General features: G+C 68.5%; 15 protein-coding genes. 1 reads left to right on the plus strand and 14 read right to left on the minus strand.

The window, feature by feature from the left end; genetic code table 11:
- The first annotated feature begins 57 nt into the window (after positions 1-57).
- Positions 58-1,587 carry a cryptochrome/photolyase family protein gene (locus AK36_RS26820; protein ID WP_011880032.1) on the plus strand — a complete coding sequence of 510 codons (1,530 nt, stop codon included), beginning with the start codon at positions 58-60 and terminating at the stop codon, positions 1,585-1,587.
- A gap of 208 nt (positions 1,588-1,795) precedes the next feature.
- On the opposite strand, the gene AK36_RS26825 is transcribed toward AK36_RS26820, so the two are convergent.
- The 14 genes from AK36_RS26825 to AK36_RS26885 all read right to left on the minus strand — a co-directional run bounded on the left by AK36_RS26825 (position 1,796) and on the right by AK36_RS26885 (position 14,249).
- Positions 1,796-2,842 (minus strand): NAD(P)/FAD-dependent oxidoreductase, encoded by a 1,047-nt coding sequence (locus AK36_RS26825; protein ID WP_106919373.1) that lies wholly within the window; start codon positions 2,840-2,842, stop codon positions 1,796-1,798.
- Positions 2,843-2,939: 97 nt separating this feature from the next.
- Positions 2,940-3,647: a sigma-70 family RNA polymerase sigma factor gene (locus AK36_RS26830; protein WP_045579630.1), complete on the minus strand. Its 708-nt coding sequence runs from the start codon at positions 3,645-3,647 to the stop codon at positions 2,940-2,942.
- Positions 3,648-3,760: 113 nt separating this feature from the next.
- Positions 3,761-4,492, minus strand: coding sequence for a GTP cyclohydrolase I (folE, locus tag AK36_RS26835; RefSeq protein WP_011880035.1), 732 nt, complete (start codon positions 4,490-4,492; stop codon positions 3,761-3,763).
- 93 nt (positions 4,493-4,585) lie between these two features.
- Positions 4,586-5,386 (minus strand): hypothetical protein, encoded by an 801-nt coding sequence (locus AK36_RS26840; protein WP_045579631.1) that lies wholly within the window; start codon positions 5,384-5,386, stop codon positions 4,586-4,588.
- A gap of 543 nt (positions 5,387-5,929) precedes the next feature.
- A complete protein-coding gene (locus AK36_RS34680) occupies positions 5,930-6,100 on the minus strand; it encodes a DUF2256 domain-containing protein (RefSeq protein WP_080484387.1) in 171 nt (56 codons plus the stop codon).
- A 94-nt stretch (positions 6,101-6,194) separates the two neighbouring features.
- On the minus strand, positions 6,195-6,731 hold the full coding sequence (locus AK36_RS26845; protein WP_011880038.1) for a chalcone isomerase family protein: 537 nt from the start codon (positions 6,729-6,731) through the stop codon (positions 6,195-6,197).
- 1 nt (position 6,732) lies between these two features.
- Positions 6,733-7,950: an SAM-dependent methyltransferase gene (locus AK36_RS26850; RefSeq protein WP_045579632.1), complete on the minus strand. Its 1,218-nt coding sequence runs from the start codon at positions 7,948-7,950 to the stop codon at positions 6,733-6,735.
- The gene (locus AK36_RS26855; protein WP_011880040.1) at positions 7,947-8,801 is read right to left on the minus strand and encodes a DUF1365 domain-containing protein; all 855 of its coding nucleotides are present in this window, start codon (positions 8,799-8,801) and stop codon (positions 7,947-7,949) included. Before AK36_RS26855 ends, AK36_RS26850 begins: the two co-directional genes overlap by 4 nt.
- Positions 8,798-10,108 carry an NAD(P)/FAD-dependent oxidoreductase gene (locus AK36_RS26860; RefSeq protein ID WP_011880041.1) on the minus strand — a complete coding sequence of 437 codons (1,311 nt, stop codon included), beginning with the start codon at positions 10,106-10,108 and terminating at the stop codon, positions 8,798-8,800. The genes AK36_RS26855 and AK36_RS26860 overlap by 4 nt, the downstream gene beginning before the upstream one ends.
- A gap of 92 nt (positions 10,109-10,200) precedes the next feature.
- Complete coding sequence (locus AK36_RS26865; protein WP_011880042.1) at positions 10,201-10,815, minus strand: lipocalin family protein; 615 nt, start codon at positions 10,813-10,815, stop codon at positions 10,201-10,203.
- An 8-nt stretch (positions 10,816-10,823) separates the two neighbouring features.
- On the minus strand, positions 10,824-11,924 hold the full coding sequence (locus AK36_RS26870) for an SAM-dependent methyltransferase (protein ID WP_011880043.1): 1,101 nt from the start codon (positions 11,922-11,924) through the stop codon (positions 10,824-10,826).
- On the minus strand, positions 11,924-12,754 hold the full coding sequence (locus AK36_RS26875) for a DUF1295 domain-containing protein (protein WP_011880044.1): 831 nt from the start codon (positions 12,752-12,754) through the stop codon (positions 11,924-11,926). Before AK36_RS26875 ends, AK36_RS26870 begins: the two co-directional genes overlap by 1 nt.
- 155 nt (positions 12,755-12,909) lie before the next feature.
- Positions 12,910-13,641 (minus strand): anti-sigma factor, encoded by a 732-nt coding sequence (locus AK36_RS26880; protein ID WP_045579633.1) that lies wholly within the window; start codon positions 13,639-13,641, stop codon positions 12,910-12,912.
- Positions 13,638-14,249 carry a sigma-70 family RNA polymerase sigma factor gene (locus AK36_RS26885; protein WP_045579634.1) on the minus strand — a complete coding sequence of 204 codons (612 nt, stop codon included), beginning with the start codon at positions 14,247-14,249 and terminating at the stop codon, positions 13,638-13,640. Before AK36_RS26885 ends, AK36_RS26880 begins: the two co-directional genes overlap by 4 nt.
- Positions 14,250-14,330 lie beyond the last annotated feature (81 nt).

A 14,330-nucleotide genomic window follows, 5' to 3' on the forward strand; every position in this document is an offset into this window, starting at 1 on the left:
CGTCGCGATGCGCCCGCCTCGACACCTCATGAACGACAAGCGATCGCAAAGCATCCCATGACCACCTTGAGGCTCGTTCTAGGCGACCAGCTCGACCCGCATCACCCCTGGTTCGCCGAGGTCCAGCCCGACATCGTGTACGCGCTGATGGAGATTCGGCAGGAGACCGACTACGTGCTCCATCACGCGCAGAAGCTCATTGCGGTGTTTGCGGCGATGCGCCGCTTCGCCGAGTTGCTGCGCGAGGCGGGGCACGTCGTCCACTACATCGAGATCGACGATCCACTCAATCGCCAGGCCATTGCGGCGAACCTCGACATGCTGGCCGACCGCTACGGCGCACATCGCATCGAGTATCTGCTGCCCGACGAGTGGCGCGTCGACCGGCAACTGCAGGCTTATGCGGCGTCGGCGCGCGTGCCGGTGCAAGTGCTCGATACGAACCATTTCTACACGACGCGCGACGAAGTCGCGAGCCTGTTCGGCAACAGCCGCACGTGGGTCATGGACCGCTTCTATCGAAGCATGCGCGTACGCCATCGCGTGTTGCTCGACGCACAAGGGCGTCCCGCAGGCGGGCAATGGAACTACGATGCCGAAAACCGCGAGGCGTGGTCCGGTACGCCTGCCGAGCCGCCCGACTGGCGTCCGCGTCACGACCATCGCGCGCTGTGGAGCCGGATCGTGGCCGCCGGCGTGCGCAGCTTCGGCGCGCCGTCCGCCGACGACTTCCGCTGGCCGGTCGATCGCAGCGAGGCGCTCGCGTGCCTCGAGTCCTTCATCCGGCATGGGCTGCCTTTCTTCGGACGCTTTCAGGATGCGATGCACCGCGACGCGCGACGCCTGTTCCACTCGATGCTGTCGTTCGCCCTCAACGTGAAGATGTTGAATCCGCGCGAAGTCGTCGAGCGCGCGGAGCATGCGTATCGCACCGGCGCCGCGCCGCTGGCCGCGGTCGAAGGGTTCATCCGGCAGATTCTCGGCTGGCGCGAGTTCGTGCGCGGCGTGTACTGGGCGCGCATGCCGGGTTACGCCGACAGCAATGCGTTCGGCCATCGGCGCGCGTTGCCGCATTGGTTCTGGAACGGCAGCACGCGCATGGCGTGCATGGCGCATGCACTGACGCAATCGCTCGACGCTGCGCATGCGCACCATATCCAGCGACTGATGGTGATCGGCAACTTTGCGCTGCTGGCCGGGCTCGAGCCGCGTCAGGTGCATCAGTGGTATCTCGGCGTCTACATCGATGCGTTCGAATGGGTCGAGCTGCCGAACACGCTCGGCATGAGCCAGTACGCGGATGGCGGCGCGATGGCGACCAAGCCGTACGTTTCCAGCGCCGCGTACATCAACCGGATGAGCAACTACTGCAAGGGCTGCGCGTACGACCATCGTGCGCGCACGGGCGAGCACGCGTGCCCGTTCAATGCGCTGTACTGGGATTTTTTCGACCGGCATCGCAGCGCGCTGCAACACAACCACCGGCTGTCGATGGTCTATCGGCAACTCGCGCGTTTCGACGACGAGGCGCTCGATGCGATCCGCGCGCAGGCGGAGGGCGTGGTGCGGGATATCGAGTCGCTGTAGGGCGGGTTGTGGTCGGGGCGTATGAAGGGGCGGCGGATGGGGAGCGCCGCTTGCGTCGAAATGCCGAAGTGCGCGGGCGCCGTGTGTTGCGCCCGTGTCGCATGTCGAGCACTGCCGCGGCGCCGCGCGATCGCTCGCCGCATGCGTTAAGTAGCAGAGAGCATCGCGGAATTGGCGCGCGCCTCACCCTCCGACGTTCACGAATCGATCAACGATCGGACCGGGGTGTCTCAAGGCGCGACCTCCGTGTGCCCAACGCGTCGACCACGGCGCCGCCGAGCCCGCTGCCGCTCAACCATGCACCTTCGACCTTGCCGCCGCCCAGCCAGTCCCCGCACAGTCCGACGCCGGCCGTCGTCCGCCATGCAAAGCGGCCGTGCGTCGAGGCCGTGGCAACGGCCGGCTCCGCATAGCGCCACCGATGGGCAGTCGCCGACTCGGCGCCCGCGCCCGTGATGTCCCGAAACGCCGCCAACAATGCGTCGGTCACCCATTCGGCCCGCGCTTCCAGATGAGCGTGACTCCAGTCGGGCGTTGCATGCAGTACCCACGTGTCGATGCCGGCGCGCCCGGGCTTGGACGTGTCGTTGGCGATCCAGCCGAGCGGCCCGGAGTTGACGAAGGCCGCGTCGAAGCCGGGGTCCGGCAGCCCGCGACACTGCGCCATCACCGTCCACGTCGCGCGCATCTCGCTGCGCTGTGCGATGACGGCAAGACTCGGCTCCGCATGCCGCAGAAGCGGCACGGCCTGCGGCGCGGGGACGGCGACGATCACGGCGTCGTGGTGCGCGTCCAGTACGCCGTGCTCGGCCGACGTCGCGCGCCAGCAATCTCCGTCGCGAATCAACTCGACGATCGTCGTTTCGCAGAGCGTTCGAATGCCGGCCGACAGACGCCGCGCCGGCGCCGACATGCCCGGCACGCCGACGTACCGCAGCGCAGGCGCGAGCAACGCGCGCGGGCCGAGCGAGCCGATCGACGCCACGCGCGCCTCCCACGGGGCTGCTGCTCCACTTGCCACCCAGCGCGCTACTTCGGCGACGAACGCCGGATGTTGCGCGGTGAAATACGGCGCACCGTGATCGGCTTGCCAGAGCGCGGTACGGCGCGTACTCATGCGTCCGCCGACACCGCGGCTCTTTTCGTAGACGGTCACGCGGTGACCCGCGTCGGCCAGCACGCGCGCGCAGGCCAGCCCCGCTATCCCGGCGCCGACGATCGCGATATGTGCCGATGAGTCGGAAAACGGCGGCATGTGATTCATCGTGGCAACCCCGTACGTCGGGAGATCGCCGCAACGCGTGCCGCATGGGCATCGGCACTCGACGTCGAACTTCTGCGACCGGGCTGGCTCATTGCTCGAGGTAAATCCTGAGCCGCAGCAGGCTGCGGCGAATCCAGCTCTTCATCGTGCCGAGCGGAACCTGCATGCGCTCGGCCAGCTCGGCATACGACGCGCCGCCGTGAAACGCTTCACGCAGCACGTAGGCTTGTCGCTCGCCGAGATGGGCGAGCCCGCGCTCCAGGCGCTGGCGTTCCTGGCTTGCCTGAGCGCCCGCGTCGGGCGTCGGGCCTTCGTCCGGTATCAGCAGCGCCTGCTCTTCGTCGAGCGGCGCGTCACGGTGCTGCCGGAGCCGATCGATGGTTCGATTGCGGGCGAGCGTCAGCAGCCATGTCATCGCGGTGCCGCGTTCGGCGTCGAACGCACCGGCGCGCCGCCATGCCGTCGTGAACACCTCCTGAAGCAGATCTTCCGCTTCATGGCGGTCACGTATCATCCGCACGATCAGGCCGTACAGCCGTGCCGACGTCAATCGGTACAGCTGCGCGAACGCCTGCTCGTCGCCGGCGGCGACGCGACACAGCAGGCTGTCGAGCGCCGCGTGCCAGACGGCTTGCTCGTCCGGCTCGCGCTGCGCCGTGTCGTCGGCGAACGCGTCGGCGCCTGCCGCATACGACTGGGAATGAGCGGCGCCGCGGCGTTGCTGTCTGGCCGAATGGAGCGGCTTCGCGCGCCCGTGCGCCGACGACGGGCGGAGTGACTCGTGCGAACAGTTCATCTGCAACTCCGCATGCTGTGAGCTTCCTGCTTTTGCGCGTCGCGGTGCGAGCGGACGCCGATCATGAGTGAACACCGTGCCGGTGGATTCATTGCGCGTGGTTCCGTGCCGGCCTACGCGTCCTTGCCGGACAGAAGGGCAAGGAACTCGCGGCGAAGCGACGCGTCCGCGAGGAACTTGCCGCGCATCACGCTGTTGGTCATCTTCGCTTGGTCGTCCTTGGTGCCGCGCCAGTGCATGCAGAAGTGGTCGGCTTCGAGCACGACGGCAAGCCCGTCGGGCGCGATGCGCCGTTCGAGCAGGTCGGCGATCTGCTTGACCGCCTCCTCCTGAATCTGCGGGCGCGCCATGACCCAGTTCACGAGCCGGCCATACTTCGACAAGCCGATCAGATTCGACGTGGCGCTCGGCAGCACGCCGATCCATATCCGCCCCATGATCGGGCAGAGATGATGCGAACACGCGCTGCGTACGCGCAGCGGGCCGACGATCAGCAGTTCGTCCAGCCGCTCGACGTTGGGGAACTCGGTGACGGGCGGCGGTGCCTCGTAACGGCCTGCAAACACTTCGCGGACGAACATCTTCGCGACGCGCCGCGCGGTGTCGCGCGTGTTGTGGTCGTGATCGACGTCGATGACGAGCGAGCGCAGCACCGCTTCCATCCGCTGTGCGACTTCGCTCTGCAGCGCGTCGAGCTCGCCGTCGCGCAGGTGCGCGGCGATGTTGTCGTTCGCATGAAAGCGCGCGCCCGCATGTTCGAGCCGACGACGAATCAGTTGCGACAGAGGAATGCCCTCGTCGATCGCGGTCAACGTGTGCTCGGGCGCGTCGATTACATTTCCCATTTCGGTTCGTTTCTCGAGGTTGGATGGTGGTGCGGCAGATCGTGATCCGGTGCGATGCCGTGCGTGCCCGAAGAGGTATCGGCCGCGCGTGGCTCAGGTGCGAACGCGCGCGCGTGCCTGCCGACCGGGCCGGCCCGCGCGCTCGCGACGGCGGCGTGCGTGCGATGTGCGGTGTCGCGCGGCAGGCGTCGTGTCGTCGCGATGCCGCATGCGCGGCAACTCCGGTTCGCTGTCGGTTCGTTCCGGCGCGAACGTGGCGGCGACCGCGCGTTTCAGTTTCGCCAGCACGAACTGACGGTCGACCTGACCGTCGGCCGCACGGAACAGATCGAAGCCGGCGACACGCAGCAGCTCGACGGCGCGCACGCTGCCGTATTCGTAGACGACCGCGGCCGCACGGACGCGACGCCCGTGCGCCAGCGACACGAGGAGCTGCGCAACGTCGCTGTGCAGCCACGTGACGTGCGCGACGAATGAATCGACGAATAGCTCCGGATGCCGCAGCGCCTGGAACACCGACTCGGCGCGCTCGCTTATGCGCAATCCGGGCGGCGCGGCCGGCGCGACCGGCATGTCGGCGGCGAACAGGTCGCCCATCACCAGCAGCGTCGGATAGGCGGGCGTACCGAGGTCGGCTTCGGCGAGCGTCGTTCCGTCAGTGCGGACGAACGTCGCTTCGGCGCGCGCGCATCGGTCGATCGCCTGTGGTTGCGGGCGACGACGGCGTTCCCCGCGCGTCAGCGCCGCGAGCCGCTGGCGCGAAGCGGGTTCGTCGGCGTTCGCGGCGGGACGGTGCGAGCGCGCGCGCGCGGTGGCGGCGGCCGCACGCATCCGGCCCGCGGCCGCACGGATGGCGAGACGGCTCAGCTTGATGTGGTCGTTGCGTGTTGGCACGGGGCCTCCCTTGGGTCGATACCTGCGTCACGGCTCGATTGTATGCAAATTTTCGGGAATGTGAAGCAGAAAAGCGAGTCAAGAGTTGTGAAAATGCGAATTTAGTGTGTCATTGCCTCTGCGGTGTGGGGTATTCGTGTGAAATTATGCGTGTAATATGGACTATCGAGCCGAATGTGCTTCAATTTCGCGTCTATTGAAGCGGAATTATGAGTCGCTATTCGTGATGAATCTACGCAAAACGATGCGATTCATACGGATGCGAGCCAATGGGATGGGGGTGTGTTGGGCGTCTGACTCAAGATATGACTCAGATAGATGAGTCAATAGCTCAAATTCGATTCATCCAGCCGCAGTGATGCGCTCGACCTCCTGCTGCTGGCCCATCTCGACCGGACACCGACGGGGACAGCCGGCGTGCAGCTCTTTCGACTTGCGTCAACCGTGGAGAACGCACGGCGCGCATGGGCCAACAGCGCTCAACCGCGCGACGAGGTTCATCCCTGATTGGCCCGGCGCTATGCGCGACGAGCCAGCGCGACCTCAATCGCGCGAACCGACCGACTTCCCCCTCCCGGTCGATCGCCGGTTTCGCCGGCAGCGATCCGAGCAATATCGGACGTCCTCCCACACTGCCTTCCACTTCTTTCTCCAGCTGAAAGGCAACCCACAGGCGGCACACGTTTTTCGAGGCAAGTGAATCTTGTCGACCATGGCGAACGACGCGTTGAAAGCGATCCTCACGAAGTTCGATCACGCGGCAACGCGGCCGCGTGCGGTATTCGGCCGGCCGCGCCCGCCGGCCGAATCAGCGCGCATCGTCGCCGAGCAACTGGCGGCGCAACGACGTCGCGCGTGTGCGCGGATCGAGCCAGATCTCGAAGAACGCGCGCGCGAACGCCGGATCGGCCACTTCCGCGGTGAGGCGACCGTTCGTATAGAAGCGTGCGCCGCGCTCGGGCAGATACACGCCGCAGAGCACGTCGCCGCGCGACACGTCGGTGAACGCGCGGGCGATGTCGCGTCGCCAGGCGTCGCGCGTCGCGGCGGGCAGCGGCGCTGCCGCGAGGCGCTCGATTTCATCCATGCCGGTCGCTACGAGCCGCTCGCCCGTCACGTCGTGGCGATAGGCCAGCGACAACGCGAACGGCGTGTCGAACGCGCCGGGCGCGCGACGCGCCCACAGCTGCGCGTCGTACAGACAGATCGCGAACACGCAGAAGCGGCCCGAGCCGATCAGCCGCGCCGACGCGACATCGTCGACGCAATTTGCATCGGCGGCGCCCGGCATCGCGAACGCCGCCCACGCCGCAACGGCCGCGAGGGCCGCGAACCGGCGCGTCATGTCAGCGGCCCGCCGACACGACGAAATGCATCACGTCGGTACGCCGCTCGGCAAATCCAGCTTCGCAATAGGCGAGGTACAGCCGCCACGTGCGAATGAAGGTCTCGTCGAATCCTTGCGCGCGCACCAGATCGGCGTGTGCATCGAACGTCGCCCGCCACGTGCGCAGCGTGCGCGCGTAGTCGTCGCCGAACGCGTGCACCGGTGCGGCGGCGAGTCCGGCGCGGCGCGCTGCGTCGACGAAGCGCTCGGCGCTCGGCAACATCCCGCCGGGAAAGATGAATTCGCGGATGAAGTCGCTCGACGCGCGGTACGCCTCGAATTGCGACTCGGCGATCGTGATCGATTGGATCAACGCGCGTGCACCGGGCTTCAGACGCCGCACGAGCACGTCGAAGTACACGGGCCAGAACTTTTCGCCGACGGCTTCGAACATTTCGATCGACACCGCCGCATCGTATTGGCCGTCGACGTCGCGATAGTCGCGCAATTCGATCGTGACGAGATCGGCCAGCCCCTCGCGCGCAACGCGTTCGCGAGCCAGCGAATATTGTTGCTGCGAGATCGTCACGCCGTGCACGCGGACGCCCTGACGCGCCGCGTGTACGGCGAAGCCGCCCCAGCCGCAGCCGATCTCGAGCACGCGCATGCCGGCGCGCAGGCCGAGCGTCGCGACGATGCGCTGATACTTCGCCGCCTGCGCGTCGGCGAGCGGGCGGCGGTCGTCGCCGTCGAAGCATGCGCTCGAATAGGTCCACGTATCGTCGAGCCACAACCGGTAGAAGTCGTTGCCGAGGTCGTAATGCGCGTGGATGTTGCGGCGGCTGCCCGCGCGCGTATTCGCGCGCAGCCGATGGCGCAGCGCGTACCACACGCGTGCGAAGGGGCCGCCCGTCACGGTCTTGGCGATCACCGGCTGATTGCGGATCGCGACGCGCAGCAGCGCGACCGGATCGGGCGTGTCGACCCAGCCGGCGCGATACGCGTCGGCAAAGCCGATGTCGCCGGCGCGCAGGATCGCGCGGCAGGCGCGCCAGTCGCGGATCTGCAGCGTCGCGGCCGGCTGGCGGTGCGGATCGCCGAACACGTGTTGTGCGCCTTCGGGCGTCACGAGCGTGAGATGGCCGTCGTGGATGCGTCGCAGCAGCGCGATGAACAACCGGGCCGACAGCGGCAGCGCCGCTTGCGAGGCGGCAGAGAGCAGGCGCAGCAGGGTCATGGGCGGGCCTCGTGATCGGACGTCGCCGGGCGGCCGCGTGACGACGCGTCCGGCGAGCGGGACAGGGACGAATCGGCGCCGGCCGAATGGCCCGGCGGCGTCTTGCCGTAGAACGGCACGCGCGCGAGCCACAGCCGCAGCGCATGCCAATGGATGCGGATGACGACGTTCACCGCGTTCAGCGGCTGGCGAGCCAGCGCGCGCCACGCGCGTGCGGCGGTCAGCGGTTCGGCGCGCATGCCGAGCGCCGTGCGCAGCAGCAGGCCGTCGTCGTCGCGATAGTCGATCGCGACGCTCAGGCGGTCGCCACGCTGCCGCACGCGAAACGCATAACTGCCGACCACCTCGCAAAACGGCGAGACGTGAAACGTCTTTCGGCAGACGAGGGCGGTGCCGGCGTCGATCGGCGCGTGATGCAGCGCCGTCAGCAGATAGCCGTGGTACGCGCCGAAGGTGTTGCGCACGTCCGCGTAGAGCGCGCGCAGCCGGCCCGCGCGGTCGTAGCAGTACCAGAAGCTGACCGGGTTGAACGCGTATCCGAAGATGCGCGGGATCGTCTGCAGCCAGATCGGGCCGTCGGCCGGAATGCCGGCCCGCGCGAGCAGATCGCGCATCCATGGCCCGAGCGGCCGCCCGTCGCGCGGGCCGTAGTCGCGCGATGCGAGCGCGAGCGGGCGCCAGCGGTCGACGCCGAACCAGCGGCCGTCGATCTCGTCGAGCCGTTCGACGTCGCAGCAGACCTGGAAGATCGGATACGTGAACGCATGGCGCACCGGCCGTAACCGTTCGTGCATCACGTGGCCGACCAGAAGCCGCGCGGCATGGCCGTCGCGGGCGAACGGCGCGTTCATGGGCGCGCCCAGACCGGCGCGATGCCGAAGTCGGCGGCGACGCGCAACGCCGATTTCAGCCCGTCCTCATGAAATCCGTAGCCCGTCCACGCGCCCGCGAACCACGTGTTGCGCCGTCCCTGCAGCGCGGGCAGACGTTGCTGCGCGTCGACGGCCGCGAGATCGAGCAGCGGATGCTCGTAGTCGTAGCGCCCCAACTGCGTGCCTGGCGCGGGCTCGTCGACCGGATTCAGCGTGACGACCACCGGCGAACGGAACGGCAGCGGCTGCAACTGGTTCAGCAGATAGCTGACGCACACTGGCGCTGCGTCGCCGCCGCCCGGCGCGGAGCGGCCGCTCAGGTAGTTCCAGGCCGACCACACGCGCTTGCGGCGCGGCAGCAGCGCCGTATCGGTATGCAGCACCGCGACGTTGTGCTGATAGCGCACGGCGCCCAGCACGTCGCGCTCGGCGTTGCTCGGGTCGGCGAGCAGCCGCAGGCTCGTCGGCGCGTGGCAGGCGAGCACGACCGCATCGAAGCGCTCGTGACCGGCCGCGTCGGTGGCGACCATGACGTAGCCGTCGTCGCGCCGGATCGCGCGCACCGGCGTGCCGACGCGCACGTCGTCGAGCGTCGCGGCGATGCGCTCGACGTACTGCCGCGCGCCGCCGGCGACCGTGCGCCACGGCGGGCGGTTGTTGACCTGCAGCAGCGCGTGATTTAGGCAGAAGCGCAGGAACGTCGCCGCCGGAAAACGCAGGATGTCGTTGGCCGCGCTCGACCAGATCGCGGCCGCCATCGGCAGCAGATAGTGATGCTGGAACGGCGCGCCGTAGCGGCCGGCGGTGAGCAGTTCGCCGACCGACAGACGCTGGCGGTGCGCCGCTTCGAGATGATCGCGCGCGGCCGCGTTGAAGCGCAGGATGTCGCGCAGCATGCCGAGAAACGTCGGCGAAAACAGGTTGCGGCGTTGCGCGAATACCGTGTTGAGATTGCTGCCGGCCCATTCGAGCCGGCCGCCGTCGACCGACACCGAGAACGACATGTCGGTCGCATGTGCCGCCACGCCGAGTTCGTCGAACAGCGCGATCAGGTTCGGATAGGTGCGGTCGTTGAATACGAGGAACCCCGTGTCGACGGGGTGGCGCGCTCCGTCCAGTTCGACGTCGACCGTGTGCGTGTGGCCGCCCAGATAGTCGGCGGATTCGAACAGCGTCACGCGGTGACGGCGGGCCAGCAGATAGGCGCTTGCGAGGCCCGCGATGCCGGCGCCGACGACGGCGATTCGTCGTCCGCGCGGCAGCGAGCCGATGTATTGCGGGTGCATCGCGAAGGGTCTCCGTCAGTCACAATAGCGCAATCGGAAATGACATGTCCGGATATACGTGGCGCGCGCGCGTGCGGATGCACGGCAAGCCGTCAATCGCGCCGGCCGGGCGACGCGAAGCCGGGTTGGCCGAGCTGGTCGGGCGTTTGCGGCACGCGCCTGAAGCGCGACGTGTCGTAGCCCATCGCGTCGAGCCGCGCGAGCAGCGACCGATAGGTGGCGTCGTCCATGGTCGGCTCGCGCGAGAAGATCCAGCCGAGCGTCTTGCCCGGGTAGCCGAGGATCGTGTAGCGATAGTCGGCGTCGACATACAGCGTCAGCTGCGTGACGTACACCGGCCAGAACAGCCGCACGCGCCATTCGCCGCCGCCGCTGCCGGGCTTGACCGAATCGACGAACCGGTAGCGCGTCTCGGGTCGATCGAAGCCGCCTTTGCGGCCGACGAACGCGTCGTCGATCCGACCGTCTTCGCGTAGCCGCCATTCGGCCCGACTGCCGACGAAATCGCGTTCCGCGAAATACGGAATGTTCGCGATCACGTACCAGCGGCCCATGTAGCGCGGCAGGTCGACGGGAACGGTCGACAGCGGAACGCCGGCGCGCGGATTCGGGTTCGGCGGAGCGTCGGAGCAGCCTGCGGCGCCGAGCGCGAGAGTCATCGCCATCGCCATCGCGACGGCCACGCGACGCACCGCGCCGTGCGACATGACGGGCCTCACGCGTGCCCCCGGCGCTTGTCGAACAGATAATGGGCGACGCCCCATTCCTGCCCGCCGGCATAGCCGAACAGCTCGGCGACGGCCATGTAGAACATTCGCCAGCGCTGGAACCAGACGCGCGCGTCGGCGCCATAGACGGTGTCGAAAATCGGCATGATCCGGTCGCGCGCCGCGTCGAGCGACGCGAGCCACTGGTTCGCCGTGCGCGCGTAGTGCGTGCCGTCGAGCCACCATTGGCGGGCGATGCGCACGTCGTCCTGGAACCGCAGCAGCAGATCGGCCGACGGCATCGTGCCGCCGGTGAAGAAATGGCGCGACATCCAGTCGGTGTCGTCGCGCACCGCGAAGTGATAGGCGAGCAGCTTGTGCGCGAAGATGTGCACGAACAGCTTGCCGTCGTCGCGCATCCAGCGCGCGATCTTCGCGAGCAGTTGCCCGTAGTTCTTCATGTGCTCGAACATCTCGATCGACAGCACGCGGTCGAAGCCGGCGTCGTCGGCGTCGAAATCGAAGTCGACCACGTCGCCGGTCACGATGCGCAGATTGGTCAATCCGCGCCGCGCCGAACATTGCTCGATGAACAGCCGTTGGCCGTGCGAGTTCGACAGGCCGACGATCTGCGCGTGCGGATAGCGTTCGGCGAGCCACAGCGACAGCGAGCCCCAGCCGCAGCCGAGGTCGAGAATGCGCTGGCCGTCCGCGAGCTGGGCGCGCTCCACGTACAACTCGAGCATCGCGTCCTCGGCCTGCGGGAGCGTTTCGGTGCCGCGCGGGTAATAGCCGCACGAATACTTGAGCCGCGGGCCGAGATGCGCCTCGAAGAACGCGCCGGGCACCTCGTAGTGCTGCGTGTTCGCTGCTTGCGTGTCGATCGCGATCGGGCTCGCGCTCAGTTCGCGCACCAGCGCGTCATGGGCCGCCGCTCGCCCTTCGCCGTCGTAAGCATGTTCGGCGCGCAGGCGGTCGCGCATCAGCGAGCGCATTCCGGCGCGGATCAGCGGGTCCGGCAGCCAGCCGCGCTCGCAACAGCGGATCAGCCAGGAGTCGTCGGGTGCCGGCAGCGTGGCCGGCGACGGTGGCGAGGTGGTAGCGGTCATCAGCGTGAGCTCCGGTCTTCGGGGTGATCGGTCGGCGCGGCGGAAGTGCCGCGCATCGGCCTGGGCGGCCACGGCACGAGCGCGCTGGTCGTGCGCATGTAGTCGCGGTAGCCCGGCCGGGTTTGCACGAGACGCGCTTCGAGCAGCGGCAAGCCGGATATCTTGACCAGCAGCACGGCCATCAGCAGCGGCGGCAGCAGCGTCAGCCAGCCCCACGGCATCGCGATCGCCAGCGCCGTGTACGCGAGCCAGTGCACGCACTCGAAAAAGTAGTTGGGGTGCCGCGAATAGCGCCACCAGCCGACGCGACAGACCTGGCCGCGGTGGCCGGGATCGGCGAGGAAGCGCGCGAGCTGCCGGTCGGCGGCCGTCTCGCCTGCCACGGCGGCGATCCAGATCGCGACCGCGGCGGCAAGCGCCGCCCCCGACGGCGCTTCCGCGCTATAGGCGGGGACGAAGAACGCGATCGACAGCAACATCGAGATCAGCGCTTGCAGCTGGAACAGCCAGAACATGTTGCGCGGCGCGGCGTCGCCCCATTGCTCGCGGAACCGGCGATAGCGCGGATCTTCCGGCTGCCCGCGATTGCGCCGCCACAGATGCTGCGCGAGCCGCAGGCCCCAGACGCCGCCGCCGATCGCGACGAGCGCGCGATTCGCGGCGAGGCCGGTGCCGAGCGCTGCGACGAACACGGCTACGCCGCCGAGCGTCGCGGCCCAGACGGGGTCGATCATTGCGGCGTTGCGGGAATGCAATTGTTCGATCCATACCGCCGTGAACGACAGGAACAGACCGATGAAAGCGAGCAGGGCAACGGCGACGGCGGGCATACGGGCTCCGAGGACGCGATGTCTTCGATATACGGAGCCGTGGGCGGAACGGATGCAGCAGGCAGGATGCAGCGCGGTTCGGCGGTGTCGGGAAGGGGCGGGTGAGACGTAGTCGCGCGCCGCGCGGTTGCGCGGCGTGCGTCATGTGGTGCGCGTTATGCGGCGTGCATCGGCCCGGTGGCGAGCACGGGCCCGGTCGGTTGACCGGTCGGCGAGCCGCCGCGCGGCTCGAGCGACACGGCGAGAACCGCGCGCGCGCCGAGTTGCGCGACGATCGCATCGGGCAGCGTCATCGACGCCGGCGCGTTCGGCGCGAAGACGCCGAGCGAAATCGGCTTCGCATTCGGCGGAATCAGCCACAGTTCGGTCGAGCGATCGGCGGCGATCGCCGGCGTGTTCGCCGGCACGACGACCATCGTCGCGCGCCGCAGGTCGACCGTGGCCGTCCAGTCGGCCACGCCGTCCTGCCGCGCGAGCGTGGCGGCCATGTAGGGCGTGCCGACGGCGGCGCGCTGCGGCGCCTCGCCGACGCGGAGCACGTTGACCGCGAGCAGCCCGAGCGCCGCGGCGCTCGCGCCGATGCCGACCCAGCGCCACAGTTGCAGGCTGTTCCACCATCCGCTTGATCGTGCGTCGCCGTGAGCGGGCGGCGCAGCGGTGAAGTCGAGTTCGCGCTGGATTTTCGTCCAGACGCGCGCGGGCGGCGCGACCGGCGCGACGTCTTCGGCGAGCGGCGCGAGACGGCGCTGCCAGCGCTCGAGCGTGGCGCGCAACATCGGATCGCGTGCGGCGGACTGCTCCAGCTCGCGGCGTGCGTCGGCGTCGAGCACGCCGAGGGCGTATTCCGCGCAGAGCAGTTCGGGATCGTGATCGGGCGGCGTATTCATTGCTCCAGACACACCTTTAGCTGCATCAGGCTGCGCCGGATCCAGCTTTTCATGGTTCCGAGCGGCACGCGCAATTGCGCGGCCAGCTCACTGTAGGTCGCACCGCTGAAGAACGCCTCGCGCACCGCGCGGCCGTGGTGCGGATCGAGCCGCTCGAGGCAGCGCTCGAGGCGTTGGCGCTGCTGACTCGCCTCCGCGAGCGCGGCCGGCGTCGGAGCGTCGTCGGGGACCGTCAGCCGGTGTTCGTCGTCGAGCTGCGCGTCGCGATGCTGCCGCAACCGGTCGATCGTCCGGTTGCGCGCGAGCGTGACGAGCCATGTCATCGCGCCGCCGCGCGCCGGGTCGAACGCATCGATGCGCCGCCACGCGGCGGTGTAGACCTCCTGAAGGAGATCCTCGGCTTCCCCGTGATCGTGCACCATCCGCACGATGACGCCGAACAGGTGCGCCGCGCTCAGCCGGTAAAGCTCGGCGAAAGCGGCCTGATCGCCGAGCGCCGCCTGCGACGTCACGCGGTTCAGGTGTTCGCGGCGCGCGGCGTCCGCGTCGCCGTCGCGCGCAGACGCCGACGGAGCGACGCGCCCGGCATCCTTCGGCCTGTCGTTCATGCGGAGAAAATGGCGCGCAGAGCCATGGCTTGAATGTGGAGCGAAATATAGCACTGTCGGACGTACCGGTTGAGCGATCGC

The sequence above is a fragment of the Burkholderia vietnamiensis LMG 10929 genome (assembly GCF_000959445.1).
In the GTDB taxonomy this organism is placed as follows: domain Bacteria; phylum Pseudomonadota; class Gammaproteobacteria; order Burkholderiales; family Burkholderiaceae; genus Burkholderia; species Burkholderia vietnamiensis.

Bases quoted from the DNA above. Each gene is read 5' to 3' on its own strand.
- AK36_RS26820 (WP_011880032.1), top strand. From the start codon at position 58: ATGACCACCTTGAGGCTCGTTCTAGGCGACCAGCTCGACCCGCATCAC.
- AK36_RS26825 (WP_106919373.1), bottom strand. From the start codon at position 2,842: ATGCCGCCGTTTTCCGACTCATCGGCACATATCGCGATCGTCGGCGCC.
- AK36_RS26830 (WP_045579630.1), bottom strand. From the start codon at position 3,647: ATGAACTGTTCGCACGAGTCACTCCGCCCGTCGTCGGCGCACGGGCGC.
- folE (WP_011880035.1), bottom strand. From the start codon at position 4,492: ATGGGAAATGTAATCGACGCGCCCGAGCACACGTTGACCGCGATCGAC.
- AK36_RS34680 (WP_080484387.1), bottom strand. From the start codon at position 6,100: ATGGTCGACAAGATTCACTTGCCTCGAAAAACGTGTGCCGCCTGTGGG.
- AK36_RS26845 (WP_011880038.1), bottom strand. From the start codon at position 6,731: ATGACGCGCCGGTTCGCGGCCCTCGCGGCCGTTGCGGCGTGGGCGGCG.
- AK36_RS26850 (WP_045579632.1), bottom strand. From the start codon at position 7,950: ATGACCCTGCTGCGCCTGCTCTCTGCCGCCTCGCAAGCGGCGCTGCCG.
- AK36_RS26855 (WP_011880040.1), bottom strand. From the start codon at position 8,801: ATGAACGCGCCGTTCGCCCGCGACGGCCATGCCGCGCGGCTTCTGGTC.
- AK36_RS26860 (WP_011880041.1), bottom strand. From the start codon at position 10,108: ATGCACCCGCAATACATCGGCTCGCTGCCGCGCGGACGACGAATCGCC.
- AK36_RS26865 (WP_011880042.1), bottom strand. From the start codon at position 10,815: ATGTCGCACGGCGCGGTGCGTCGCGTGGCCGTCGCGATGGCGATGGCG.
- AK36_RS26870 (WP_011880043.1), bottom strand. From the start codon at position 11,924: ATGACCGCTACCACCTCGCCACCGTCGCCGGCCACGCTGCCGGCACCC.
- AK36_RS26875 (WP_011880044.1), bottom strand. From the start codon at position 12,754: ATGCCCGCCGTCGCCGTTGCCCTGCTCGCTTTCATCGGTCTGTTCCTG.
- AK36_RS26880 (WP_045579633.1), bottom strand. From the start codon at position 13,641: ATGAATACGCCGCCCGATCACGATCCCGAACTGCTCTGCGCGGAATAC.
- AK36_RS26885 (WP_045579634.1), bottom strand. From the start codon at position 14,249: ATGAACGACAGGCCGAAGGATGCCGGGCGCGTCGCTCCGTCGGCGTCT.